Consider the following 26,106-nt stretch of genomic DNA (forward strand, 5'->3'; position numbering starts at 1 on the left):
AAACTACTCGGTACGCAAGCTTTTTACTGGATTAACGATAGCCGCTTTTATACTTTGATAGCTAACCGTAAGTATTGAAATAATAATTGCAGCCAAAGCAGCTAGTACAAATACCTGCCAGCCAATATCTATTTTATATGAAAAATCTTCTAACCACTTACTCATGGCGTACCAACCAAACGGAAGTGAGATAAGAATGGCAATACCTACTAGTTTTAAAAAGTCAATAGTTAATTTAAATGCTATTTGAGAAACACTTGCGCCTAAGACTTTTCGAACACCAATTTCCTTTGTTCGTTTTTCAGCATTGAAAGCTGCAAGACCGAATAATCCTAAGCACGCAATTAAAATCGAGAGTATGGTGAACACCACAAATATTCTTCCTAAGTTTTGCTCTGCTTGATAGGTTGTATTAAAAGCATCGTCCATAAATCGATAAGCGAATGGTTGCCCCGGTGCCAAGTCATTCCAAATATTTTCAACTGCAGCAATTGAATTTGAAAAATCTCCTGCATTCAACTTAATCGCCATAGAACCTCTAGAGTCACCGATAGTTAAACTAAGTGCCCCGATGTCTTTGCGAAGTGTTTCAAAATGGAAGTCTTTTACAACACCAATAACATTTAAGAATTGCATGTCTTGCTGAGGGCCTAAGTTTCTTGACAGGCGCATACCCAGCACATCTTCAGCTGATTTGCCTATAATTGCTAGGGCAGATTCGTTAATAATCATAGCAGTTGAATCGGCCGCAAAATCGTTGTTAAAATCTCTGCCAGCAACAATTTCCATGTTCATGGTTGGGATATAATCGTGGTCGACTACCCAAATTTGCATGTTAATCGCATCCTCTTGGTTCATCTGACCTTCCCTTGCGAAACTGGTATTGCTTCTCGAAGAAGGGGTTGGCAAGTAACTAGTTAATGAAACGCTTTCAACCTGAGCCAGTTGCCCTACTTGTTGTTTAAATGAACTTGCTTTATCTCCTATTGCATAAGCATCTTCAATAATAAGAACCTGATCTTTAGTAAAGCCCAATTCTTTACTTTGAATAAAGCTTAATTGCTGAAATACAATTAATGTGCTAATAATTAGAAATACCGAAATAGCAAATTGAAAGACGACCAGTGTATTACGTACTTTAGAGTCACCCATATTTTTTGCACCTAATCCTTTTAGCACTTTTGCGGGAATAAACCGGGTCATAAAAAATGCGGGGTACCAGCCTGAAAAAAGCCCTAAAATAGCAGTAGCGACTAACAAAATAACCCAGAAGATCGGATTGAAAAATGGAAGCTCTATTGCTTTACCAGCTAGGGCATTGAAAAAAGGCAGTGCAAGAAATGCAATTACCAAAGCAAAAACCAAAGAGATGAATGTAATAAGGCCAGACTCTAGTAAAAACTGTTTAATCAAACTTGTTTTAGTGGAGCCTAAGGTCTTACGAATACCCACTTCCTTACCTCTTTTTAAAGAATGTGCGGTAGAAAGATTCATAAAATTAACACTAGCCAACACCAGTAAAAACAACCCAATAAATGACAATATATACACATTTTTAATCGTGCTATTGGCACTCATTTCTCCGTCTATATCAGAGTGTAAGTGAATATCGGTTAAGGGTGTGCTACCAAAATAAAGGTGATTGCCTGAAGCTTCAAATTGTTCAGCAGTAATGCCTGGAAAAAAGTTTTGAGCATAGGGAATAACATATGTACCAAACATCGATTGCAAGGCAACTTGAAAATCGTCCATATTGGTGTTTGGCAAAAGCTTTACTAATGTGTAGTAGTTATGACTGGTCCATTCTGTATCAGAAGCATCTTCAAGACCAGCCATTGCCATAAAAACTGAATAATCTCTAAGAAATGAGTTCTTTGGTAGGTCTTCTATTACTCCAGTTACTGTATAGGTGTCAGTATTATCTAGAATTACAGTTTGACCAATTGCATCATTTATTCCAAAATGTTTTTGAGCGGCCGTGCGTGTTAAAACAACAGTATTGGGTTCTTTAAGTGCTGTTTTTTTGTCACCACTGAGTAAATCTAGACCCAGCATTTCAAAAAAAGAAGCGTCAACAAATGTTGAAAATTGCTCATTGGTATTTTTCTGAGTATTTTCTTTCCTGATGAACATATTACCTGTGCTATTAAACCTTGTGGCTAGTTCGACTTGTGGAAAGTCAGCCATCATCGTTTCTGCCATAGGAGCAGATACTTCAGCCATGACACTTTCGGTACCACCAAATTTGACATCGACATTCACTCGGTGAATCCGCTCTGCATCTTTAAACATTTTGTCGAAACTTAATTCGTCGTAGATATAAAGAGAAATAAGAAGTCCTCCTGCAATACCAATAGCAAGACCAAAGGTATTTAAGAAGGTAAAAAACGGCTGTTTTCTAAGGCTTCTCCAGGCTATTTTTATATAATTTTTAAACATGATTTTCTTTTTTTGATACTGAAACAAGTTCAGTGCTGGTTGATGATTTAAACCTACAAGGTTCCAGTTGACTATTCAGTTCGTAAACTTTTCACAGGACTTGTTGTTGCTGCTTTTAATGTTTGATAGCTTATTGTTATTAATGTGATGATCATTACTGCTACAATTGCTAATACGAAAAACCACCAATGTATTTTGGTTCGGTAAGCATAGCCTTGAAGCCACTGTTCCATAAAGTACCAGGCAAATGGAGTAGCAAGTGCCCCCGCGATAAGAATAAGTTTGAAAAAGTCGGCCGTAAAAAGCGTCAAAATACTCATCACATTACTTCCTAAAACCTTTCGAATGCCGATTTCCTTGGTGCGTTGTCCGACAAAAAATAAGATCAATCCGTAAAGACCCAGACAACCAATAAAAATAGCCAGTCCTGCGAAAATTTTGGAAAGAGAAAGGTAGCGTTGCTCTGTTTCATACTGTTCAGCTACGCGCTCATCTAAAAACCGGTAATCAAAAATATAGTCAGGGAATGCGCTAAGCCACTCTTTTTCGATAGCTCCCAAAGTTGACTTAATACTATTATGATTTATTTTTAGCCCGATCTCTCCATACCAATTCTGATTTGCCACAATCATTACAGGTCTAATTTCCTGAGTGAAATTGGTATCATGAAAATCTTTAACGACGCCTACAATGGTGGCATTAATATCCCCGCCATTGGCTTCTATTTTTTTTCCTAATAATTCTTCGGAAGATGCCACGCCTATTTTCTTACCGAATTTTTCGTTCACTAAGACTTCGGTAATCGAATCGCTTTTGAAAAAATTTCGCCCCGTAGCCAATTCTATATCAAAAGTCTCAAGGTAATTTTCATCGGCAATCTTTGCCTGAATATTAAATTCCTCCGCCTCAGGTCTATTATTATATTTTACGCCAGTACCCCAATTATTTACCGCTCCTCCAGGACTGCTCAGACATGCAGAAACATTCTCGACTCCGGGAATTCCTGCTAACCTTAGCTTTAAACTTTCAAACTTGGCAGGTTCAATGTCCGCAGGAATTTCAGACATTACAATTGACTCTTTATCAAAACCCAGATTAGTATTTATTGCATAGTCTATTTGCCTGGAAATTATTAGAGTAGATACAATTAAAACTATAGAAATAGCAAATTGAGCAACTACCAAAAACTTTCGTGTAGATGATCCTCCAGTATCATTGTGGTTCACTTTTCCTTTAAGAGCTAAAACAGGAGCAATACGAGACATAATAATTCCAGGATAACTCCCTGATAAAAATGAAACCAATAGTAAAGCTCCAAATAAGAACCCAAAGAATTTTAAACTTAAAACGTCCTGAAAGGCCAGTTCAAGCTCAAAAAGACTATTAAACGAGGGTAAAAATACTAGAGCAAGACCTGCGCCGACAAGCACAGCAAATAGGCTGATGACAAAGGTCTCCGATAAAAATTGCCAAAACAAATGTGTTTTAAAGCTTCCTAATACTTTTCGAACTCCAATTTCTTTTGAACGATAGAACGTTTGCGCGGTAGAGATATTCACAAAATTGATACATGCTATCGCCAATAAAAACAAGCCAATGATTCCAAAAACCCATAGAATCACCGGATCAATGCCAGTATATTCAGGATTTAAATGTATGTCTGCAATAGATTGCAATTTATACACATGACGATTCTTGCTTTTTGGTCTATGCTTAGCCGGAAGTTCTTCAAGTGCCTTTTCAATCGCGCCAACATTCTGACTAGGATTAAGTAGTGTGTAACATTGTAAATTACTGCTAATACCGCCCCAATTTTCGCTACCAGCAAACTGAAAAATGTCATTTATATTCTGAAAAGAAACAAACATCTCAGAATTTAAAAATGTCGTTTTAGGAAGGTCTTTTAATACCCCGACAACCTCAATTGTTTTGTTATTATTAAGCACAAAAGTTTCGCCAACGACATTGGTTTTACCAAAAATTCTTGCTGCGGCTTTCTCGGTTAAAACTCCTGTATTGGGAGCATCAAGTCCAGCAACTTTTTGTCCATTGGAAAGGGGAAAGTTGAAAATTTGAAAAAAGGCGGCTTCTACAAATGCGATATCTTCTTTTAGTTTTACCGTTCTTCCATTCGCTTTTGCGTCAATAAGAAGTCCATCTTGAAACACAATTTTGGCAACTTTTTCGGCATATTCGTAATCCTCCCTAAAGACCTTTGCGAAGGCTGGAGGAACGCTGGCTTCATATTCAACCTCATCGCGATGTTCTTCAGTATTTACCCTATAAATCCTATCAGAGTTCTCATGGAACTTATCAAAAGAAAGATGATAATTAAGGAATAGATAAATAAGGATAGCACTCCCAAACCCAATGGCCAATCCGAAAATATTAATAAAGGCGAAAACCTTTCGCTTGCGAAGGTTTCTCCATGCTATTTTTAGATAATTTTTAAACATAACTGTTCGTTTTTTGATACTGATACAAATTCAGTATCGGTTGATTGATTGATCTTATTCCGTACGCAAGTTTTTTACGGGGTTTTGCAATGCGGCTCTAATTGTTCCGGTACTGATTGTTGCTAAAGCGATGATGACAGCCAATATACCCGCTGCTACAAAAAACCAAACCGACAGGTCTACATGATAGGTATATCCTTCGAGCCAGTTTTTAGCCGCAAGCCAAGCAAAAGGCACTATGATTACGAATCCGATTACGACTAGTTTTACAAAATCTTTTGCCAACAGTACTGCTAATGATACCACACTAGCACCTACTACTTTTCTAACTCCAATTTCTTTGGTTCGCTGATTCACCACCAAAAGCGAAATTGCCAACAAGCCTATGCAGCTAAGTATAATTGCTACAATAGCCCCACTGGTAATTATGGTAATCATTATTTTTTCCCGTCGTAAGGCCCGGTCAATATTTTCATCTAAAAAAGAGCCTAAAAACTCGGCATTTGGTTCAATGGTTTTCCATGCTGTTTCAATGGCACTAAAAGATGAAGCAAGATTTTCTGGTGCTACTTTGATATAGGCATAATACAAATCCCAATCATCATTCATGAAAAGAGTAAGAGGCTCAATAGCTTTGTCTAGTTTGCTAAAATGATAGTCTTTAACCAATCCAACAATCGTATAATTAATGCTGTCACTTAAAACAAATCGCTTTCCTACAGGGTCTTGCTCGCCAAGCTCTTTAGCCATCGCTTCATTAATTACAACCGATAAACTATCTGCAGCAAAATCTCTATTGAAAGTTCTACCATCAACTATTTCAAGGTCCAGTGTTTCAGGGTAATCATAATCAACCACCAACATATGGGTTTTCACTACTCGATCTTTATAGTCAAAACCTAGTCGGCTTATATATGCACTTCCGTCTTTACCCCGACCTAATGCGTTATCTGATCCCGAAATGCTGAGAATATTCCCATTCCCTGATAATTCTTCGCGTAATAATTGTACTGCGGTATATGAGTTTTTCTTTCCTATTAATGGTACTGATACTACTTGTTCTTTATTATAACCAAGATCTTTTGTCCGCATATACTCTAACTGCCCCCATAAAACGAACGTCCCACTGATCAATAAAATGGCAATAGCGAACTGCACGACCATCAATACATTTCGTAAAGCATTACCACTTTTAACTTCTAATTTTCCTTTTAGTGCTTGTAGTGTTCCTAGCTTAGTTAATAGTAATGCAGGATATCCGCCTGCGATTAATGTTATTATGAAAAAGATGAAAAAAGAGCCTATTAATAAAGCTGGTGAAAAAGTGTTGCTATAGGTTGCTCCAGTTCTAAATAGCACTTTAAAATCTTCCAATAACAAGGCGCTTAGTAATGTTCCAATGATGATTGTCGCTAGAAATATCAGAACACTTTCATTCCAAAACTGAAGAAAAACATGGCGTTTTGCGGCACCTAATGTTTTACGCATGCCGATTTCCTGTAATCGTCCGGTATTCTTGGCAATGCTCATGTTAATGAAGTTGACACAAGCGATAAAAAGAATTAAGAAGGCAATACCTAATACAATATAGGGTAGGCTTTTATTGGTGGTCGCAGTCCCTCTTGAATAGCCTGTAAAGTAAGCGTCTTTAAAAGGCGATAGGCTTAAATTAATGTACTGGCCATCAGCATCAACTGAAGCACCATCGCGTTTCGCATTGTCTACTTCTTCTGCATAATGCAAATTGGTAAATGAATTTGTTGCAGTCTCAAATTGAGATGTTGCGACTCCGTCTTCCAACATTAAAAATACCTGATGATTACTTGACCCCCAATCTTCCATTGCTTCGTCATGACCAGGATAATTCTCGAAATTGAGCAAAATCTCAAAATCCATGGTGCTGTTTCGCGGAGCGTCTTCAATAATAGCAGTTACCTTAAATGGTCTTGCTTCTCCCTCAATCATTAAATTGATGGTACTTCCAATGGCATTTTCATCACCAAAAACCGCGCTTGCAATTTCTTTTGCTACTACAGCTGTATTCCCCTCTTCAAAAGGTTCTTGCTCATTTCCTTTGATAACTGGAAATGAAAAAATAGAAAAGAAATCAGGATCAACCCATGTAAGATCAGCTCCTAACTCTTTGTCTTTATACACTAGTAATGTGTTTTCTTCTAAATGCCGTGTTATCTTAGCTATTCCAGGAACTTCATCTTTTAAAGTAGGAGCAAGTGGAATTGGATGTGAAGTATTCGCCTCGGTTCCTTTAGTGCGTTGTGTGGTTATATATACTTGGTGTATGTCATCAATATTTTCATGAAACTGATTGTATGATAACTCAAAAAGTGCAGCCATACTTAGTAGTATAGCGGCACCAAAAGCAACCGAAAGTCCGATAATATTAAGGAAGGTAAACCCCTTATTTTTTAAGAGGCTTCTCCATGCAATTTTTAGATAACTTTTAAACATGATTGATTATTTTGATGATGATTATTCCGTACGCAAACTTTTTACAGGGTTTGCTAATGATGCTTTTACCGCATGAAAACCGACGGTTGCTAACGCTATAATGGATGCTGTAATTCCTGCAAGGGCAAAAATCCACCAATGTAAATCTATTTTATAGGCAAAGTTGTCTAGCCATGATTTCATTGTAAACCAAGCAATAGGTGCTGCAATTAAAAATGCAATACCAACTAGTTTCATAAAATCTAATGACAGTAAATTGACCACCGTGCTAACCGAAGCACCTAGTACTTTTCGGATTCCTATTTCGCGACGACGCTGAAGCATACTATATGCAGCGAGGCCTAATAAACCAAGGCACGAGATAAAAATTGCGAGAACTGCAAAATTCACGAAGATCTTACCGAAACGTTGTTGCGTTCTGTATTGCCTGTCAAAAGCTTCATCTAAAAAGTAATAGTTAAATGGGTTTGTTGGCATTACTTCATTCCATTCTTTTTCTATGCTAGCCATGGTTTGAGCCATATTGTTTGATGATAAAGTCACTGATAAAAAATCACCTCCTTGTTCAGAAACCGTCATACTTAATGGTCTTATATTTTCTTGAAGTGACTTGAAATGAAAATCTTGCACAACACCTACAATCTTCCCTTTTTTACCCCATTGCGAAAAGTTAGCGCCCAAAGCTTCTTCAGGCGAAGTGTATCCTAATAATGATACTGCCCGTTCGTTTATAAGCATGGCCGCCACAGAGTCGCTCGAAAAATCTCTTGAAAACTCTCTTCCAGCAACGACTTTTAACCCATATTGATTGATAAAATCATAGTCGATAAAAAACGCATCGAGATGTACGGCCAGTTCCTCTTTATTACTGTCTTCTAAAAGCGAATATGCAACATTGCCTTGTACTCCGGGTACGCTCGAAGTGTAACTAGTTGATTTTATACCCGAAATCCCCTCTAATTTTTGCTGAAGCATTTTTCGTTCAGGAACATATCCTGTTTCTAAAATCACCATATGCTCTTTATTGAACCCTAGCTCCTGATTACTCATATATTCCATTTGATTATAGATCACAATAGTCCCTATTATCAATGCGATAGAAATGGTGAACTGAGCAATTACTAGGCCTTTTCGTAATAAAATACCTCGAGTTCCTGTGGAGAAATTACCCTTTAAAACGTTTACAGGTTTAAAAGAAGAAAGTACAAATGCAGGATAGATTCCAGCTAACGCACCAATTAACAATGAGGTGATGAATAGAATAAGTATGTAGCTAGGGTTTGAAAAAATCCCCTCGCTGATTTCCTTTCCAACTAATTCTTTAAAAGCTGGCAAGGCAATTACAGAAAGAACAACTGATACTAAAAATGCTAGTATAGCAATGATAATTGATTCACCTATGAACTGTCTAGATAACTGATTCTTTTCGGCTCCTATTACCTTTCTAACACCAACTTCTTTTGCCCGCTCTACAGATCGTGCTGTGGTTAAATTGATAAAATTGATGCAAGCAATGAGCAATATAAAAATGGCTATTATTGAAAATATATAAATTGAATTAATATCACCACTCATACCCTGATTTCGATCGGAATGCAGATACACGTCTTGAAATGGCTCCATTTTTAATGTGACTATTGACTTGTCGTTTCGCATTTGCTCACCAGTATATTTTTCTAGAAAGCCTATAAATTTTGATTCCAATGCGGCAACATCCACATTCGAATTAAGCCTAACAAAAGCCTCAGGGTCATAAGTGCCCCACATGTCATTAATATGGGTCATCACCCCGTTAAAATAGGTGGAAAAAGAAATAACTAATTCAGGTCTAAAGCGAGAATTTTGAGGCGCCTCTTCCATAATACCCGTTACGGTAAATGTGATATCATTTATATCCTCATTCTTAATTTTTAAGGTTTTTCCAATACTATTTTCATTGCCGAAATATCGCTTTGCAAGCGCCGGCGTAAGTACAACGGAATATGGTTCCTTTAACACTGTTGTTTCATCACCCTGTAATAAGGTATAATCAAACATGTCAAAAAACGTCTCGTCCGCTGCTATGGCATTTTCTTCCTTAAACTTTAAGTCATCATTTCTAACCGCTAATGAAAGACCCATAATTCGAACAGCATCTTCCACCTCAGCGAAATCTTCTTTTACATGCGGTGGAACGGCAAGTGCAGGTCGGTCAATTTCTAGAACATCATTTGGCACCTCGACATCGGCTATCAAGCGATAGATATTGTCTTTTTTTGAGTGGAAGTTGTCATAACTCAATTCGAAACTGATGTAAAGCACAATTAAAAAAGTTGCGCTTAGACCAACTGCAAGTCCAACAATGTTTATTGCAGAAAAACCTCTTCGTCTCCACAAGTTTCTAAAAGCGATTTTGATATAGTTTCTAAACATTACTGTTTGTTTTTTGGTTGATGATTGATTGGTTAAAGACCTACAAGGTTTGTGGTTTTGGTTGATTGATTTTTGATTGATTATGTTTTTAAAAACCTTGTAAGTCTTGAATTAATGGTTGATTGATTTTTTTTGGTTGCTCTTATTCTTATAATATATGTTGCTCAGACCTACAAGGAAATCCCTACGTTTCACTTTGGGATGATACCTTGCAGGTCAGGAGATCCTGCTAGGCTGATGGGGCCGCTGCTGCAAATGGTTTATTCTGGCTTTCGGTTACAATTTGTCCGTCAAAAAGATTGATCACTCTATGCGCGTAATGTGAATCGCGATCGGAGTGTGTTACCATTACAATGGTCGTTCCTTCTTGATTGAGTTCAGTTAATAAATTCATTACTTCGATCCCATTTTTGGAATCTAAATTTCCTGTAGGCTCATCCGCAAGAATTAGTTTCGGATTAGTTACTACAGCTCTGGCAATTGCCACACGTTGTTGCTGACCACCGGATAACTGCTGTGGAAAATGCTTCTCACGATGTGCTATTTTCATTCGTTCCAGAACCTTCATCACTTTCTCTTTACGCTCACTTTTTTTCATGTTGAGGTAAATAAGTGGCAATTCGACATTTTCGAAGACTGTTAGTTCATCGATAAGGTTAAAACTTTGAAAGACGAAGCCGAGATTTCCTTTTCTAATTCCAGTACGCTGATTTTCTTTCAATCCGCCTACTTCGTGATTGGCAAAGTGGTAGGTCCCTTCCGTTGGGTTATCTAACATACCGATGATATTTAGAAGCGTAGATTTTCCACATCCTGAAGGGCCCATAATGGCGACGAACTCACCTTCAGCAACACTAAGGTTCACATTATTAAGCGCTAAGGTTTCGACTTCTTCGGTTCTAAAACTCTTTTTTAAGTTTTTTGTCTGTATCATTTCTTGATTGTTATGAATTCTAAATCTTTAAATTTTCCTGCTGAGTTAAAGCCAGTCCATAGTCCAACTTTATCCGATTTTGTTTTGGTTAATCTCTTTACTTTAAGTGATGGTTCTTTTGAATCGTTTACAAAAACCGTTACATGATTCTCTTCAATTTTAATCATGGTCTTAAACCATTCTTCCGGATTTGGCGGATTCATTATCTCATTTTCAAACTCGTCCGTTCTTTCCTCTCTTAATTTTCTCCAAGTAAACTCAGGATGGTATATGTATTGAACCATATGTGATTTTCTTACTGGTTCTTTAGCGACAAAATTGAATGGCCGAAAATAAATGGCTTCATAAACAGAGTCATTTTGAATGTTGAATGCAAAGCCAACAAAACTTCTCCCTGGTTTGTTTTCTCCTTTTATTGACAGCGTTAATGTCCCATGTTTGAATGATTGATCTTCCAAAACCCCAAGACCATCTCCTTCCTGAGCATTAAATACTATTGCTTCCTTATCCGTTTTATCAATATTAATAGTTCGGTTAACGGCTCTAATTTTCTTTTCATTTTGTTTAGTACCAATATTAATTGTTTGGGCCATCAATGCATTTGATTCCAACACCATTAAAAACACTAGTATTAAAAATTGACCTGATTTATACATCACTCTTCTTTTGTTTACATTACTTTAAAACGATTCTTTCCGCATCACCAAAGCTATCATAGCCTGATGTAATTACCTGCTCGCCAGCTTCGACTCCTTCTAATAACTCGTAATATCTTGAGTTTTGTTTTCCTATTCTAATAGGTCTTTTATAGGCTTCACCTCCGGCGCCATCCACTACAAAAATCCATTGCCCTCCTGTACTTTGAAAGAAACTTCCTTTTGGTAGGAGTAAAGCTTCATTTGAAGCGCCTAATTGTAGCTTGATATTATAACTTTGTCCTGTTCTTATTGTTTCTGGTTTCTCATCGGTAAAAACAAGATCCACTTTAAATCTTCCGTTTCTAACTTCTGGATATACCTTACGAACTCGAAGTTTATATTCTTTACCGTTTCGCTCGAACGAAGCATTTAACTCTCGTTTTACACGATCGATATAGTGCTCATCAATCTCTGCTTCAATCTTATAATTGGTCAATACATTTACCTGACCAATACGTTGTCCTTGACCGATATTTTGACCGATTTCTGCATCTAAAAATCCTAACTGACCATCGGCTGGAGCACGAACATTTAAATGATCCAAACGCTCATACACCATCGATAATGTTTTCTGCATTCTATTGAGATCTGTATCAAGACCAGCTAATGAGGTTTTACGGAGTTTGTTATCCTGCTCAGTTTGTAGCTTGGCAATTTCGTATTGCTTTTGAGACAACTCGTAATTCTCTTTTGATGTTAAGTACACTTCCTTAGAGATCAGCTCTTCATCAAATAAGGTTTTGTTTTGATCATAGGCTCTTTTATTTCGTTGCAAGTCGTATTCAGCAGTAGCCAATGATCGTCTTCCTTCAACCTGTCTAGAATCAAAATTTAATTTGGTAGAACGTAAATCATTTTGCTTTAATGCAAGGTTACTTTCGCTTGCTAAAATCTGCTCATATAAACTACTATTCTCTAGTTTTAAAATAATATCTCCTTTTTTAACCATCGCACCTTCTTCAATGAGTTTTTCGCTTACGCGACCTCCTTCATAGGCATCCATATAAATAGTACTTATTGGTGCAACCGATCCATTTATGGTGATATAGTCATCAAATTTTCCAAAAGAAACGGCAGCAATAGAAACCTTCTCTTTATCCGCTCTATAGGTAGATCCAGAACCTCCTGAAGCTAATTTCCACACAGCAAAAAGCACGAGAGCTCCAATACCTATGTATAAATAGTGCTTTGGCCTAAGTCCTTTTTTCTTTTCAATTTTTATATCCATTACTTTGTATTATCAATATTAAACACTGGTAGTCCGTTGTAAAAATCCAACGTGCTTTTATTTACTTTTAAACGCAATTTTACTTGCAAATTTTCATTCTGTGCGGTTGCAAAAAGGTTCTTTGCTTGATTTAATTCAATCGCATTTATTAGTCCTTTTTCGTAGCGTTTTTGTCCTATTTTAAACGACAACTCTTGTGATTTAACACGTTGTTCGCTTTGTTCGAATTCTGTTTGTAATGCATTGCCTTCTTGCACCAATTGTTGTATAAGTTGAAAAAGTTCTTGTTTTTGAACTTCATAATTATTCTCGGCACGCATTAATTCCACTTTTTGCTGCTTCACTCTTGATCTAGCTGACCAACCGTTGCTTATTGGAATATTAAGCGCGACTCCTACAAATTGAGAAGCATTGTCTGTGATCTGTGTATTGAAAGGGATTACACTTCCATCGTCGTTTGTATTTGTTTCAAAAAAACCAGTGCCGTAACCTGCAAAAAGTCTTAATGATGGATACAGGTTTCCTCTTTCTGCCGCTAATTGTTTTTTAGCCGCTTTTGCTCTTAGTTCTTGCGCTTTTACAATTGGAATAAACTCTTTTGCCTTAGTAAAAATAGAATCTTGATCTACAATTTTTTCTTGTGCTTTCCTATCCGGATCGTAACCTGAAAGCGAATTAATTTCGATAGTCGATTCCTCTTTCAAATTCATTTCTTGCATTAAGGTTAGGCGGGCTGTTTTTAAAGTATTCTCATTTTGTGTCACCAATAATTTATCTGCTAATAAGGCAGATTCTGCTTCGTATAAGTCAGCGCCGGCTCGTTGCCCAAGTTCAACTTGTCTTTTTACAAGATTATAATTTGTTTGAGATACCTCAACCTGTTCCTTAGAAATTTCTAGTAAGCCCTCCATAAATTGAATATCATAAAAAGCAGCCATCACTCTAAAAGCTAATAGATATTTTTGTTGTAGCACTTCTTCTTGTGTCGCTTTATAAATAAGCTTTGATGCCTTTATAGTATTGAGTTTTTGAAAACCCCTAAACAAATCTAAGTTGGCGTCTACAGAATAGTTGTTTGAGAAGAAATCAGTAAATACAATTGCATTATTGTTTGGGTCAATTGAGCGACCATAACGAACAAAATAATTAGAAGAAGCATCTACTGTTGGTAATAAATTTCGAAATGATTGTCTATAGGTTTCTTTACCCGAATCCTTATTGTATTCGAAATCCTTTAATTGAAGGTTATGCGATAACGCATAAGAAACACAATCATCCAAACTCCACGCTTGCTGAGAAAACCCAGCAGTGATTGTGAGTAGGGTTAGGATGATCGTGAAAAAATACTTGTTGTTCATTTATTGATTGTATATGATGCCAAACTATATACTATCCGCGTGCCATAAAATTAAGTGTTTGATTATCAAATGTTTGTGAGTACACGAGATTGAGATTAAAAATAATTGTGTAAAATTTTTATACAAATAGTGTCAATTTTTTTTACAGTTTAGAAAGAAGATGAGAAAGATGTTTTAGTTTTATTGGGAGAAAGAGAATAAAAAAGCTCCTTTCTTCAGCAAAGTCAAACTATTCTGAGAGGCTAACAAGCCCCCTTCCATTGAGGGAAGGGTTGGGGATGGGTGTTAAACGTAAAAATATTAATTCTCTTAAATGTTACACCCCTCTAAATCTCCTCAAGGAGAGACCTACTTGTTAAGGACCTTTATCGAGGGAATTGCAATAAAAATTAGATAGATGCAAAAAGCCAAAATCTTAATAATAGACGATAATAAAAGTGTGTTAAGCGCTTTGGAAATCTTGCTTCAATTTGAGTATGAAAGTGTAGAAGCCATATCTAACCCTAATCAGATATCATCGTATCCTAAATTAGAAGAGTTTGATATTGTGCTACTCGACATGAACTTTTCTGCTGGGGTAAATACCGGAAATGAAGGCTTGTTCTGGTTAAAAGAAATCAAGAAAAAAGCACCTTCCACATCTGTCATTATGATGACGGCATACGGTGCTATTGACCTTGCTGTTACTGCCGTAAAACAAGGTGCGTCCGATTTCATTTTAAAACCTTGGAAAAATGAAAAGTTACTCCTTACAATTAAGTCGGCTATCGAGCTTCGTAAATCAAAAAAAGAAGTACAGCAGTTAAAAAGTAGCGAGAAGAATTTAAAACAAGTTATTAATCAGGATAAAAACCTAATTGTTGGCAACTCCAAAGCATTACATGATGTGCTTAATCTTGTAAGAAAAGTTGCAAAAACCGATGTCAATGTTTTGATTACAGGTGAAAACGGTACAGGTAAAGAACTTATTGCTCGTGAACTTCATAGAGCATCAACCCGACAAAATGAAGTATTTATTGGCGTTGATATGGGATCAATTTCCGAAACGCTTTTTGAAAGCGAACTATTTGGTCATACCAAAGGCTCATTTACCGATGCCAAAGAAGATCGCGCTGGGAAGTTTGAAGCAGCCAATTCAGGAACCTTGTTCCTCGACGAAATGGGAAACCTTTCGTTACAAACACAAGCTAAGTTGTTGTCTGCAATTCAAAATAGATCAATAGTTCGGGTTGGGTCCAACAAAAACATTCCTGTTGATATTAGATTAGTTTGTGCTACCAACTGTAACCTTCCCGAAATGGTCGCAAATGGTATTTTTAGAGAGGATTTATTGTATCGTATTAATACGATTCATATTGAAGTCCCTTCTCTACGAGAGCGTGAAAATGATGTCATTGTTTTAGCAGAGTTCTTCTTGGATAAGTTTAGCAACAAATACGGCAAACCGCAGCTAAGAATGAATCAATCAGCACAAGAAAAGTTACTTAACTATCGTTGGCCTGGTAATGTTCGAGAACTGCAACATACTATGGAACGTGCTGTAATTCTATCTGATGGAAATGTGCTGAAACCAGAAGACTTTCTCCTAACTCCATCTAACAATAATATGCCCGATAACAGCCTCGCCACTTTGGATGAGATGGAAAAACAAATGGTAAAAAATGCCCTTCAAAAACATGATGGTAATTATAGCGCTGCCGCTGAACAATTAGGAGTTTCAAGACAAACCTTGTATAACAAACTTAAAAAATGGGGAATGTCATGATCGGAAAAAACTTTTATACACAAATTACATTCAGAGTACTATTTATGGTAGCGACTATATTTTTCGCCGCCTATTTTTTTAATAAAGCGGAGTACCTATTTCTAGCAATATTGTTGACCATTGTAGTAGTACAAACTGTATCACTCATTAAATATATTGATAGCACCAATCGTAAAATAGCCTACTTTTTTAATGCAATTAAAAACGAGGATTTCACGCTTAAATTTCCAGATCAAAAAAACGTTACCAGCTTCAAAGAACTAAACAAAAGTATTAACCGGCTTAATGCATTGGTACAAGAAGTTCATATTAAAAAACAAGAGCAAGAACAGTATTATTTAGAAATCTTAAAGCAAGCGCAAATAGGAGTACTAACTCATAATAAAAAAGGACACATTATGTTTGTAAATCCTCGGGTGGAACAGCTTTTAAATTACACTCCTTTAAATCATATAAAACAGCTTAAAAAAGTAGATAATGAACTATATGAGCTGTTTGACGAAATGAAACCTTTTGAGCGAAAGTTGTTTCAACTTACCAATGAACGTGAAACTGTTCAATTAGCAATTAAATCAACCGAAATTAACTTAAACAAAGAGGTTCTTCGCTTGATTACCGTTCAGGATATTAAAAGTGAATTAGAAGAAAAAGAAACGGACTCGTGGATAAAATTAATTCGTGTATTGACTCATGAGATCATGAATACCGTAGCGCCAATTACCTCGATATCAGAATCTATCCTAAGCTATTATAAAGAAGGAGAGGATGCAACGACCATTGAGAATTTTGATCAGACCAAATTAAATAACACTGCAAAAGGGTTACAGGTAATTAAAGATCAAGGAAATGATTTAATGAACTTTGTACAGTCATATCGAAGCTTTTTAAGTGTCCCAAAACCTGACAAAAAGATCATTTTAGTAAAAGATTTGCTTGAGCGAATTAAAATGCTTGCCATACAAGAAGTTGGTTTTGATAACGATGCCTGTACAATTACCAATCATCATCCGGAATTAGAGCTTTTTGCTGATGAAAAACAACTCTCCCAGGTGCTTCTAAATCTTTGTAAAAACGCCATTCAATCAATGTTAGCAACCGAAAATGCTCAACTTCATATTGAATCGGGAATGAGTAGCGAAGGCTATAAATTTATTGCTATTAAAGACAACGGTCCGGGAATTCCTCAAGATGTTTTAGATCAAATTTTTATTCCATTTTTTACGACAAAGGAACAAGGAACGGGTATTGGTCTTAGTCTTTCAAAACAAATTATGCAGTTACATGGCGGGAGTCTAAACGTATACTCTATTCCAAATAAGGAAACTGTATTCAGGCTTGTTTTTTAAATGAAAAAAGAAAACGCCAACTATAGCTAGTTGGCGTTCTTATTTTTGTACATCATGTAGGTTAAGATCCGTAAGAGTTTTATATACGATTGAAATTGACCTTTGGATTCTATGTTTTCAGGATTTATAAAAAATCTTCTTAATCAACTTCATATTGCCCCAAAGCTCGCTCCAACTTCTTTCTAATTCGCTTTCGTAATTGCTTAGGCTCCAATACTTCAATACTATCACCAAAGCCAAGAATTAATCGCTCTAGCTCGAAATTAAGATGGACTTTCATCTTGAAAATCATTCCATTATCCGAAGCTCGTTCCACTAATTCTTGCGAGCTATGAAATGGTTTTGTCAACACATATGGAGCATTCTTATGATCTACTTTGATGATCACTTCTTGCAGTTGTTCTTCATTAAGAACAGTTACACCAATAGTATTTTCGTAAAAAGTATCTCCATCAAAATCTTCGTTTAAAAATGGAATTTCAAGATCATAGTCAATTGAAATTATTCGGTCTAAAGCCAATGTGATAATAGGTTTGTTTGCGGCGTTTTTTCCAACCAAAAACCATCGATTATTAAACTCCTTTAAAATAAAAGGATGGAATACTAAAATAGACGGATGTCTTGCCTTGAAAGATTGATATGAAACTTTGAGCACAAGCTTTTTCAAAATGGCCTGATACAAAACATCTAAATGTTCCAATCCCTTTAAGCCATCATTCTTATCTAAATGAATGATTGAAGATTGATGCGTTTTTTCTGTATACACCTTATCCTCCAGTCGTTGAATGATTCCGCCTAACTCCGAAAACAAGGAAAAATCTTTGAACTGTTTAAGCATTTCTACCGTTTCTGACAGCACATTCATGTCGTTTTCTGTGATAGGGATATCAGTTATTGAATACTCTGGATCTTCATAGCGATAGTACTTTTTTCGGTATACTTCAATAGGAGCGTTATAGCCCAATTTGTCACTTCGCATTAGCTGAATATCTAGTTGAACGGTACGTTTACTCACATTTATTTCACGCCCTTCGTATTCATATAAGGCATCAGAACAAGCGGTGATTAAATCATCTAAAGTCCACTTTCGATAGCCATTTTGTAAGCATTTATCAATGGTCTTGTAGCGGATTAATGCATTTTTATTTAATGCCATTTATAGGGTGTTTAATTCTTGATTGAGGTTAACTTTTGCTTGTTCTTCATATTTAGAAATGAACATTTCGGTTTGATAAATCTGTTGCTTTTCTAAAAACTGTTTTAATACTCTTTTCCTTCCTTTTCGGTATAAAGGCATTGGTACCATTGAATATTCCTTACGGATTTTATTGGCATATTTGTTATATACTTCTGCTGACTGCCCTAAAATTGCAAGATCAAAATCAATCATATAGGCTTCGTCATTGGTTTTGGCTTCATGAGTTTTAGTGCTGAGTATTAAATTATAAATTCGACCGACTCCCGTGGAATAATGGAGGCTACGTCTAAGAATTTGCTCAGCTTTTTCAGCGCTTTTTAGCTCATTATCCTTTTTCCAGATATTGTAAACGATGTCATGATAAAAAATCGCCCATTGAAGCTCTTCCTGGTGTTCTATCTCATTTTTATAGATTTCATAGTAAGAAAACAACTCGCTTAAATGGTCTAGATTATGGTATTTTCTGAAAGCTTCGGTATATGCTAGCTTTAGTTCATTCCATAGCTTAGTTATTAGATCGTCTGGCACATTACTATTAAAAAGCAATGAATAATATCTATCTTTTAAATCCATAAGAAAGAGCTTTGCTTAACTACGCAAAATTATTGCGTACATAAAGATAACATTTGTATCGGAATTATAAATAAGTCGATTAAAAAGACTTTAAAAGCAGTGTCTCGCCGAACAGGGAGTCGGCGGGACTTATATAAATTATCCTTAGAATAATACAGTAGATAAGCCATTAATGAAATTCAATGAAACATAAAGACACTACCATAACAAAAGATATTGAAATTTTGAGAGACGGGCCGATATGTATGTATTTCAAAAATGGTATTCTTAACGAAGACTTAGATTGGTTCAATAGGAATCGATTCGAAATTATAGACATAAATTGTCGGAAATGGAACAGAAAAAATCTTCATAAAAATTTAAAGAATGCGTTGAGTTTTCCTGACTATTATGGAGAAAATCTAAATGCTTTTGCCGACTGCCTATCTGATATGTATGATAAAAAATATCGTGGTCTTATTTTGGTGTTTAGGTATTACAATAATTTTGTAGAAGAGGACGGTAATATAGCCGAAGCAATACTTGATATTATGGCCAAAGAATCAAGAATATGGCTTTTAAACGGACAGAAATTAATCGGACTAATACAATCTGACGACCCGAATTTGACTTTTCCAGAAATTGGAGGAACATCTCCAAGTTGGAATACAAAAGAATGGTTCGATAAAAACAGAAAGAAATGAAAAATACAATACACATAAACGGACAAACATTAATTGATTTGGGCTACAAACCAGCAAAGTGGTTTGCAGAAGCAATCGATTATATTAATCAACAACAGTTAAATGGAGTCGACATGCTTAATTATTTAGAGCAGTTTCGTCTTCCACCAGAAATGGAATTGCATACAACTGAAATCCCATTTGCCGTAAATATTAAAGCGGAAAGTGAGCTAGAGGAATCAAATGTAAATACGGTAATGCAAACCATGGAAAGCTTGATGAAGACACCAACACTTGTTGATGGCGCCGTCATGCCTGATGCTTGTCCAGCAGGTCCTATGGGAACCATTCCTGTAGGTGGGGTGGCGGTTGCAAAAAATGCCATTCACCCAGGAATGCATAGTGCTGATATTTGCTGTAGTGTGATGTTGACGGATTTTGGTAATGCCGATCCTAAAACTGTTTTAGACGCCGCTCATGCTAGTACTCATTTTGGTCCTGGTGGTAGAGATAGAAATGAGCAATATCGATTTCCTGCGGAATTATTGAAGCAATTTGAAGCGAACGCTTTATTAAATGACAAGCAATTAATTCAAGCAGCACGAGCACATTTGGGTACACAAGGTGATGGTAACCATTTTTTATTTGTTGGGAAATCGAAAGCGACAGGAAATACCATGTTGATCACACATCATGGTTCTCGAGCTCCCGGTGCAAAATTGTATAAAAAAGGAATGCAAATTGCCGAACGTTTTCGGAAGGATTTGTCTCCTAAAACATTAAAACAAAATGCGTGGATTCCTTTTGAAACAGAAGAAGGCAAGTCTTATTGGGAGGCATTACAAGTCATTCGTCAATGGACAAAGACCAATCATGAAGTGATTCACAATGCTACTTTAAAGCGTTTGCATTTAGAATTGGAAAACCGATTTTGGAACGAACACAATTTTGTTTTCAAAGACGGTGATTTGTTTTATCACGCTAAGGGCGCAACGCCACTTGATGCGAAGTTTATGCCAGATATTACAGGTCCACGTTTAATACCATTAAATATGGCGGAACCGGTTTTAATTGTAGAAGGTGATACCACTGCAACCAATTTAGGATTTGCTCCGCACGGAGCCGGTCGAAATATGAGCCGAACACAGCATAAAAAGTACAAAGCGCATCAGACCAATGATGCAATTTTTGCTGAAGAAACAGCTGAATTAGATGTTCGCTTTTTCTCAAATGAAATTGACGTGTCTGAATTGCCGAGTGCCTATAAAAATGCTAAGGCTGTTCGTAACCAAATGGATGAGTTTGGATTAGGAACTGTTATTGACGAGATCATGCCATATGGTTGTATCATGGCAGGTGATTGGGAAAAGAATGCGCCTTGGCGTAAAAGAAAGCGAAAATAATTGCATATTTGCACCAGCAAAAATGAAAACAATACAATTACATAGCATTGAACGAAAGGCCTATTGCTTGAACGATTTTCCGTCGGTATTTACTGATGGGTTAGGACGTTATGTAACCGTATTGGAGTGTAGTTAAATACAATGTAAACCAACCATTATAGTTGCAAAGCGTCCAAGAAATTGGGCGCTTTTTTTGTTTTTAGCACAGTGTCACTTCGAGTGATCCCGATGGTAATCGGGATAGTATCGAGAAGCTTGGTTCAGACGAAAGGTTCTCGATACAGTTTTTCATTCGTACCTCTGAAAAACCACTCGAACTGACATTTGTCTGAGGCAACAAAAAGAGAATTAAGAATGATAAAATGAAGGGATTCCCTCCTTGACTAGAATAAAATGAAAATAAAACGAGTTATCTGAAGCGTAATTTAAAACATAAACAAAAAGGCTTTTGCATAGTCAATTAATTGATGATCAAAACAATACCAAAAAAGCCAATATCTGCTGAAAAGCGGACAGGGATTCTATTATCTAAATTTAACATAACTAATTGATTATCAATAAATTAAATTCAAATTTTATTTGAATAATTAAAAAATGCATTTCATATTTGCACCGTTGAAAATTCAACAAAAAACAAATAGTAATTAATAACGAAGTAATGCGATTTTATCACATACAAGAAAATGACAAAACGTCAAGATCGATACTTCGGCATCTTCCATAACCAGAATCTCTGGTAATAGAAAGTCCGAAGTGTTCCAAGCGAATGTTTCGGACTTTTTTATGTCCTTTTTGAACATAATTCATTTCTGAAACTTATACTAAGTCGACCGAAATATTGCGCCAATCTGCTTGTTCATTTTTCCCTATTCTTCTTTGAAGAAAATTTCCGTAGCTAATGCTATGCAAACGTTCTTCGGCATCGAATAAGAAAAAAGCAACTGCGCATCTTTAACGTAAGATTTCAATCAACTTAGTATTAAAAGAAATTAAAGGGAATAAATCCGTGTGGTTACTTCCCGCAAGAAGAACAAAAATGGAAAATTTAATACATAACCCATATTTATTTAAGGCGTTAGCAGCCTACCCTTACGATCTAGAGGAAACCATGGAAGCATTAAACTATGCGTTGTCCTATGACGATCAAAATGTACAAGCACTTTGCTTGTTGGGTAAAGTCTATGCATACCACTTAAATGAATATGAACAAGCAAAATCATGCTTTGAAAAAGCCATGGCGAGCAACCTAGAAATTCCAAGTATTTATCCGGATTATCTATACACCTTAATCCGCAATGAAGATTTGAAAGAGGCTCAAAGGCTACTAGACTTTGCGATGAAAATCAAAGGGGTTGACAAAGTTTACTTAATGTTGATACAAGGCCAGCTTTTTGAAGTGCAAAAGCAATTTAAACTCGCCTTGGTACAGTTTAAAAAGACTAAAAAGTCAGCTTTAAACAACAACTTTAAGCGATTTGTCAATGATGAGATAAGCCGTGTGAAGGAGAAGTTAGGGGCTAAGAAAAAAAGGAAGCGCAGAAAGAAGAAAAAGAAGTGATTCTTAGACCAGTGTTGTAATTGGTAGCATACAGGAATTTGACTCCTGAGGTATGGGTTCGAGTCCTATCAGGTTTTCTTCATGGTGTCTATAGTGTACTGGCTAGCTCAAGGGGTATATCCTCTAAGATGAACGGGTTCGATTCCCCATAGACGCCCTATATCAAGCTAACTTGCTCCCTTCCCTTGAGGGAAGGGCCGGAGATGGGTGTTAGTATTATCGAATAATAATGTCAAGTTAGAAAACCTGGTCTTATTTACTAAAGAACACCCCTCTATCCCGATAGCTATCGGGACACCTCAAGGGGAGACTTCATAAAAAGGAAAGAAACAAAATTTACTACGCATAATTATTGCGTAGTTGATGTAGAGGTTTGTGGTGTTGTTAGGGTAAACCCCAGCTGAAAAGGGTTTACTAGGAGTTCCCTGCAGCAACGAGGCGTGTTGCAGGGATTTTGAAAAGAGTTCTTTGAATAAAATAATGAGATTTCTACTAGTGTAGAAATAAATATCGTGTAAAACGTGAAGAGATTTACGCTTTCGCGGAAATTATCAAGTTAAGTCTAGTTAGGTGTTTCTGTATAGCACCGATGTATAAAACATTGCGGTTTCGTATGATGGTTTTATGTACAACGAGGCTTGATACCGTGACTGTTTAACAAACGGTCATTTAACCAATGGGTCGTGGGTTCGAATCCCACTCTCAAGAAATTGAGATAATTCAGTCTGGTTAGAACAATTGGCATGCACAGGTTCGAATCCTGTCAAAGCAACCATTTCGCTTTGTAGCTCAGTAGGCAAGAGCACTACACTTTTAATGTAGGGTATGGACTCAAAATCCATAACTAAGCCGATCATCTTATAAAACTGATCACCAAGCCATACCAGGCTCAAAAAAGGTAAAAAACAGCATTTATGACTCGGTTTTAAGGGTGGAGACACTTTAAGAACAGTCTTGAAAATGCTTGAAATAACCATTTTATCGATGGTGTAAGCAATTACTTTTTAATATGCGGCTTTGCAAACGATATGGGATTTTAATTTGATATCTGCTGCAAACTCAACTATTAAAAACTGGCTGTGGCGACCATACAAAAAAAGAGATTTCCGCATTGGAAAGATGGGTTGTTTATGCTGTTTTTGAATTGAAATATGACCGCGTTAGGGATTGAGCCATTGTTGGAGCTCTTTTTGTTTTTCACAAAAAAGCGACTGGCGAAAGCCCGGCCATGACTTTTTCAGTCATGGCAACGCCCAAAAATATGACATCGCCTCTGTTACGGGAATGTCTTTTAATTAATTGTGTAACAGGTTCGGTACAACGAACCAAAAAATGAAAACGATGAAACGAGTAAGAATTAATGCAGGTAAAGTCGGTTTGGTTTTTAGAAAAGGAAACTACCGCAATGTAATTTCAGCCGGTACGCACTGGATGTGGTTTACAAACCGTGTATTTGTGTTTAATATGGCGAAAGAATTTTTAGCGCCAATTGCCATCGAGCTCTTATTAAAAGATACGGAGTTGGAGGCCATGCTTGAAATTATAGAAGTAAAGGATGGTAACATCGCATTGCGTTTTGAAAACGACAACTTTAAAGATGTACTTACCGCTGGTAGATACTTTTTCTGGAAAGGTCTTATTGATCACAGTTATGTGATTGCCGATTTGAATAAAATTTACATCACCGAGCAAATTGATAAGACGACTTTGGGTGCTTATAAAGTAAACCAATATGTACGTATGTTCGAGGTTGCTGCTTATGAAAAAGCGGTGCTTATAATTGATGACAAATATGAAAAAACACTTGGCCCTGGTGTCTATAGGTTTTGGAAAAATAGTACATCGATTAAGATTGCGAAAGCCGACTTGCGTATGCAACAATTAGAAATTGCTGGTCAGGAATTGTTGACCAAAGACAAAGCTGCAATTAGAATGAGTTTGTATGCACAATACAAGGTTGTCGATATTGAGAAAGCCTTGTTGAGTAACAAGGATTACGAAAAGCAATTATATGTTGCATTGCAATTGGTATTGCGTGCTTATATAGGCGGTTACACCTTGGATGAATTGTTAGAACAGAAAGAAGGTATTGCTAATGCGGTATTAGAGACTGTTCAAAAAGACATCGGAAAATTGGGTGTTAGCTTATTGAGTATCGGTATTCGAGATGTCATCCTTACGGGTGAGATGAAGGATATTATGAACCAGGTGCTTGTGGCTCAAAAAAGAGCACAGGCCAACATCATTACCCGACGTGAAGAGACCGCTTCTACCAGAAGTTTGTTGAATACAGCAAAGTTGATGGAAGAAAACGAGATGCTCTTTAAGTTAAAGGAAATGGAGTATGTAGAAAAAATCGCCGATAAGATTGGCGAAATTACGGTTGCCGGAAACGGTGGTATGGTCAAACAGTTAAAGGAGATTTTTTCTGTCAATAAATAAACAAGCCGGCAAATGCCGGCTTGTTTTATACTACACAATCCTGATGAACCACCAGGAACTTATCCCCCCAGACGTTATGTAGTTTGCTTTAGAAAACCCAAATGCCTTTTTCGTTTAAGACTTTTTTGGAGTGTTTTCTTTTCCTCAATTTTTTTAATGGTTACTCTGCTTGAAAAATGAGTGGTGTTCTTTATAATGTGTTCTTGCGGATTCATTTTAAAGAAACCAACAACGAGGATAATTATAAGGATGATTTTACCTCTCACTTAACGAATTTAATAAAAGAAATAGCCCATTCTTCTTCTACAAATGTATTTGGTAAACGGTTGGAAGTAAATACTCAATTTGAGTATTTTTCTAATTTAACATTTTCAAAATCAAGTCGAAACCCTCTTAATAAATTCCATTATGTTTAAAGTAGCTGGCTAGCTCTGCAGTGGATGTTAGTTTTAGCTTTTTAATGATATTTCTGCGATGCGTATCAACAGTATGTGGGCTAATAAATAGCTTTTCTGCTATTTCGCGGCTGGATTTTTTTAGAATAAGTAGTCTAATAATATCCCTTTCGCGATTGCTTATATCCTGCTCTATGAGTTTTTGCGAGTAGTTGTTATAATATTTGGTTTCATACTCCCCATTTTGATTTAATTGCTTGGCCGATGCACATACATCTAACTTCATGTTTGCGTTTAAAGCGGTATAATGCGCTAGTCCGATAATGGGTTTATGGTCGCCATCTAGCTCCAAAGGTGTCGTGTTTTGAATGATGTTTACATACTCGTCATTCTTATTTTTTAGTCTGTAATTCCAAGTATAGTTCATCCGTAGTCGATCCTCCACTGGAATCTCACCTAAAGTATATACCATTAATCCCTTCAAGGCATTTAACCAAGGTTGCTGATCATCTGGATGAATGCGACTCCAGAAAAAATTCATGCCTTTTTCTTTTAACATATCTGAATCAAAACCAAGACTTATCGGCAAGTTCTTACTTACATATTCAAATGATAATTTGTGAGTGTTGGTGATACAGAAAAAGGTCGCACTGTGCGGTAGTAGCACGTCAAGTGCGCGCATGTTTTGAATGTGTTTTTCTAGGGTGACTCCTCCATATGATTTAAAGATGTCTCTATAGATCTCACGTATGCTTTTTAACTTCATTTAG

18 protein-coding genes and 1 tRNA gene are annotated in these 26,106 nt (G+C 36.5%); 7 read left to right on the forward strand and 12 right to left on the reverse strand.

Going from position 1 to position 26,106, the window contains the following annotated elements:
• Positions 1-3 precede the first annotated feature (3 nt).
• From GWK10_RS08970 to GWK10_RS09005, 8 genes are all read right to left on the reverse strand, one after another.
• Positions 4-2,439 (reverse strand): ABC transporter permease, encoded by a 2,436-nt coding sequence (locus tag GWK10_RS08970; RefSeq protein ID WP_164031734.1) that lies wholly within the window; start codon positions 2,437-2,439, stop codon positions 4-6.
• Positions 2,440-2,510: 71 nt separating this feature from the next.
• Positions 2,511-4,895, reverse strand: coding sequence for an ABC transporter permease (locus GWK10_RS08975; protein ID WP_164031736.1), 2,385 nt, complete (start codon positions 4,893-4,895; stop codon positions 2,511-2,513).
• 54 nt (positions 4,896-4,949) lie between these two features.
• On the reverse strand, positions 4,950-7,364 hold the full coding sequence (locus GWK10_RS08980; RefSeq protein ID WP_164031738.1) for an ABC transporter permease: 2,415 nt from the start codon (positions 7,362-7,364) through the stop codon (positions 4,950-4,952).
• Positions 7,365-7,385: 21 nt separating this feature from the next.
• The gene (locus GWK10_RS08985) at positions 7,386-9,776 is read right to left on the reverse strand and encodes an ABC transporter permease (protein WP_164031740.1); all 2,391 of its coding nucleotides are present in this window, start codon (positions 9,774-9,776) and stop codon (positions 7,386-7,388) included.
• A 229-nt stretch (positions 9,777-10,005) separates the two neighbouring features.
• Positions 10,006-10,710: an ABC transporter ATP-binding protein gene (locus GWK10_RS08990; protein WP_164031743.1), complete on the reverse strand. Its 705-nt coding sequence runs from the start codon at positions 10,708-10,710 to the stop codon at positions 10,006-10,008.
• Complete coding sequence (locus GWK10_RS08995) at positions 10,707-11,369, reverse strand: hypothetical protein (RefSeq protein ID WP_204263109.1); 663 nt, start codon at positions 11,367-11,369, stop codon at positions 10,707-10,709. Before GWK10_RS08995 ends, GWK10_RS08990 begins: the two co-directional genes overlap by 4 nt.
• Before the next feature lie 16 nt (positions 11,370-11,385).
• On the reverse strand, positions 11,386-12,636 hold the full coding sequence (locus tag GWK10_RS09000; protein WP_164031747.1) for an efflux RND transporter periplasmic adaptor subunit: 1,251 nt from the start codon (positions 12,634-12,636) through the stop codon (positions 11,386-11,388).
• Positions 12,636-13,994: a TolC family protein gene (locus GWK10_RS09005; RefSeq protein ID WP_164031749.1), complete on the reverse strand. Its 1,359-nt coding sequence runs from the start codon at positions 13,992-13,994 to the stop codon at positions 12,636-12,638. Before GWK10_RS09005 ends, GWK10_RS09000 begins: the two co-directional genes overlap by 1 nt.
• A 397-nt stretch (positions 13,995-14,391) precedes the next feature.
• Between GWK10_RS09005 and GWK10_RS09010 the strand changes: the two genes are divergently transcribed.
• Both GWK10_RS09010 and GWK10_RS09015 read left to right on the forward strand, forming a co-directional pair.
• Positions 14,392-15,759 carry a sigma-54-dependent transcriptional regulator gene (locus GWK10_RS09010; protein WP_164031751.1) on the forward strand — a complete coding sequence of 456 codons (1,368 nt, stop codon included), beginning with the start codon at positions 14,392-14,394 and terminating at the stop codon, positions 15,757-15,759.
• The gene (locus tag GWK10_RS09015; RefSeq protein ID WP_164031753.1) at positions 15,756-17,105 is read left to right on the forward strand and encodes a sensor histidine kinase; all 1,350 of its coding nucleotides are present in this window, start codon (positions 15,756-15,758) and stop codon (positions 17,103-17,105) included. The genes GWK10_RS09010 and GWK10_RS09015 overlap by 4 nt, the downstream gene beginning before the upstream one ends.
• Positions 17,106-17,244: 139 nt before the next feature.
• Here the strand turns inward: GWK10_RS09015 and GWK10_RS09020 are convergent, their stop codons facing one another.
• Both GWK10_RS09020 and GWK10_RS09025 read right to left on the reverse strand, forming a co-directional pair.
• A complete protein-coding gene (locus GWK10_RS09020) occupies positions 17,245-18,261 on the reverse strand; it encodes a helix-turn-helix transcriptional regulator (protein WP_164031755.1) in 1,017 nt (338 codons plus the stop codon).
• Positions 18,262-18,876: an HD domain-containing protein gene (locus GWK10_RS09025; RefSeq protein ID WP_164031758.1), complete on the reverse strand. Its 615-nt coding sequence runs from the start codon at positions 18,874-18,876 to the stop codon at positions 18,262-18,264. It lies immediately after the preceding gene.
• 182 nt (positions 18,877-19,058) lie between these two features.
• Between GWK10_RS09025 and GWK10_RS09030 the strand changes: the two genes are divergently transcribed.
• Positions 19,059-19,559, forward strand: coding sequence for a barstar family protein (locus GWK10_RS09030; protein ID WP_164031760.1), 501 nt, complete (start codon positions 19,059-19,061; stop codon positions 19,557-19,559).
• Complete coding sequence (locus tag GWK10_RS09035) at positions 19,556-20,941, forward strand: RtcB family protein (RefSeq protein ID WP_164031762.1); 1,386 nt, start codon at positions 19,556-19,558, stop codon at positions 20,939-20,941. The genes GWK10_RS09030 and GWK10_RS09035 overlap by 4 nt, the downstream gene beginning before the upstream one ends.
• A 644-nt stretch (positions 20,942-21,585) precedes the next feature.
• On the opposite strand, the gene GWK10_RS09040 is transcribed toward GWK10_RS09035, so the two are convergent.
• The gene (locus tag GWK10_RS09040) at positions 21,586-21,741 is read right to left on the reverse strand and encodes a hypothetical protein (RefSeq protein ID WP_164031764.1); all 156 of its coding nucleotides are present in this window, start codon (positions 21,739-21,741) and stop codon (positions 21,586-21,588) included.
• A gap of 236 nt (positions 21,742-21,977) precedes the next feature.
• Here GWK10_RS09040 and GWK10_RS09045 point away from each other — a divergent pair, with 236 nt between their 5' ends.
• From GWK10_RS09045 to GWK10_RS09055, 3 genes are all read left to right on the forward strand, one after another.
• Positions 21,978-22,499 carry a tetratricopeptide repeat protein gene (locus GWK10_RS09045; RefSeq protein WP_164031766.1) on the forward strand — a complete coding sequence of 174 codons (522 nt, stop codon included), beginning with the start codon at positions 21,978-21,980 and terminating at the stop codon, positions 22,497-22,499.
• A 5-nt stretch (positions 22,500-22,504) separates the two neighbouring features.
• Positions 22,505-22,576 (forward strand) — tRNA-Gln (locus tag GWK10_RS09050).
• A gap of 1,264 nt (positions 22,577-23,840) precedes the next feature.
• On the forward strand, positions 23,841-24,941 hold the full coding sequence (locus tag GWK10_RS09055) for a slipin family protein (RefSeq protein WP_164031768.1): 1,101 nt from the start codon (positions 23,841-23,843) through the stop codon (positions 24,939-24,941).
• A 393-nt stretch (positions 24,942-25,334) separates the two neighbouring features.
• On the opposite strand, the gene GWK10_RS09060 is transcribed toward GWK10_RS09055, so the two are convergent.
• Positions 25,335-26,102, reverse strand: a complete 768-nt coding sequence (locus GWK10_RS09060; protein WP_164031770.1) for a LuxR C-terminal-related transcriptional regulator — start codon at positions 26,100-26,102, stop codon at positions 25,335-25,337.
• Between the last annotated feature and the right edge of the window lie 4 nt (positions 26,103-26,106).

Origin of the sequence: Spongiivirga citrea, assembly GCF_010671565.1 — a bacterium.
Lineage (GTDB): Bacteria > Bacteroidota > Bacteroidia > Flavobacteriales > Flavobacteriaceae > Spongiivirga > Spongiivirga citrea.

What these genes read in the sequence shown, in the direction of transcription:
- GWK10_RS09060 (WP_164031770.1), bottom strand. Translation starts at nt 26,102, where the DNA reads ATGAAGTTAAAAAGCATACGTGAGATCTATAGAGACATCTTTAAATCA.
- GWK10_RS09005 (WP_164031749.1), bottom strand. Translation starts at nt 13,994, where the DNA reads ATGAACAACAAGTATTTTTTCACGATCATCCTAACCCTACTCACAATC.
- GWK10_RS08985 (WP_164031740.1), bottom strand. Translation starts at nt 9,776, where the DNA reads ATGTTTAGAAACTATATCAAAATCGCTTTTAGAAACTTGTGGAGACGA.
- GWK10_RS09000 (WP_164031747.1), bottom strand. Translation starts at nt 12,636, where the DNA reads ATGGATATAAAAATTGAAAAGAAAAAAGGACTTAGGCCAAAGCACTAT.
- GWK10_RS09010 (WP_164031751.1), top strand. Translation starts at nt 14,392, where the DNA reads ATGCAAAAAGCCAAAATCTTAATAATAGACGATAATAAAAGTGTGTTA.
- GWK10_RS08975 (WP_164031736.1), bottom strand. Translation starts at nt 4,895, where the DNA reads ATGTTTAAAAATTATCTAAAAATAGCATGGAGAAACCTTCGCAAGCGA.
- GWK10_RS09025 (WP_164031758.1), bottom strand. Translation starts at nt 18,876, where the DNA reads ATGGATTTAAAAGATAGATATTATTCATTGCTTTTTAATAGTAATGTG.
- GWK10_RS08980 (WP_164031738.1), bottom strand. Translation starts at nt 7,364, where the DNA reads ATGTTTAAAAGTTATCTAAAAATTGCATGGAGAAGCCTCTTAAAAAAT.
- GWK10_RS08990 (WP_164031743.1), bottom strand. Translation starts at nt 10,710, where the DNA reads ATGATACAGACAAAAAACTTAAAAAAGAGTTTTAGAACCGAAGAAGTC.
- GWK10_RS08970 (WP_164031734.1), bottom strand. Translation starts at nt 2,439, where the DNA reads ATGTTTAAAAATTATATAAAAATAGCCTGGAGAAGCCTTAGAAAACAG.
- GWK10_RS09020 (WP_164031755.1), bottom strand. Translation starts at nt 18,261, where the DNA reads ATGGCATTAAATAAAAATGCATTAATCCGCTACAAGACCATTGATAAA.
- GWK10_RS09055 (WP_164031768.1), top strand. Translation starts at nt 23,841, where the DNA reads ATGAAACGAGTAAGAATTAATGCAGGTAAAGTCGGTTTGGTTTTTAGA.
- GWK10_RS09015 (WP_164031753.1), top strand. Translation starts at nt 15,756, where the DNA reads ATGATCGGAAAAAACTTTTATACACAAATTACATTCAGAGTACTATTT.
- GWK10_RS09035 (WP_164031762.1), top strand. Translation starts at nt 19,556, where the DNA reads ATGAAAAATACAATACACATAAACGGACAAACATTAATTGATTTGGGC.
- GWK10_RS09040 (WP_164031764.1), bottom strand. Translation starts at nt 21,741, where the DNA reads ATGTTCAAAAAGGACATAAAAAAGTCCGAAACATTCGCTTGGAACACT.
- GWK10_RS09045 (WP_164031766.1), top strand. Translation starts at nt 21,978, where the DNA reads ATGGAAAATTTAATACATAACCCATATTTATTTAAGGCGTTAGCAGCC.
- GWK10_RS09030 (WP_164031760.1), top strand. Translation starts at nt 19,059, where the DNA reads ATGAAACATAAAGACACTACCATAACAAAAGATATTGAAATTTTGAGA.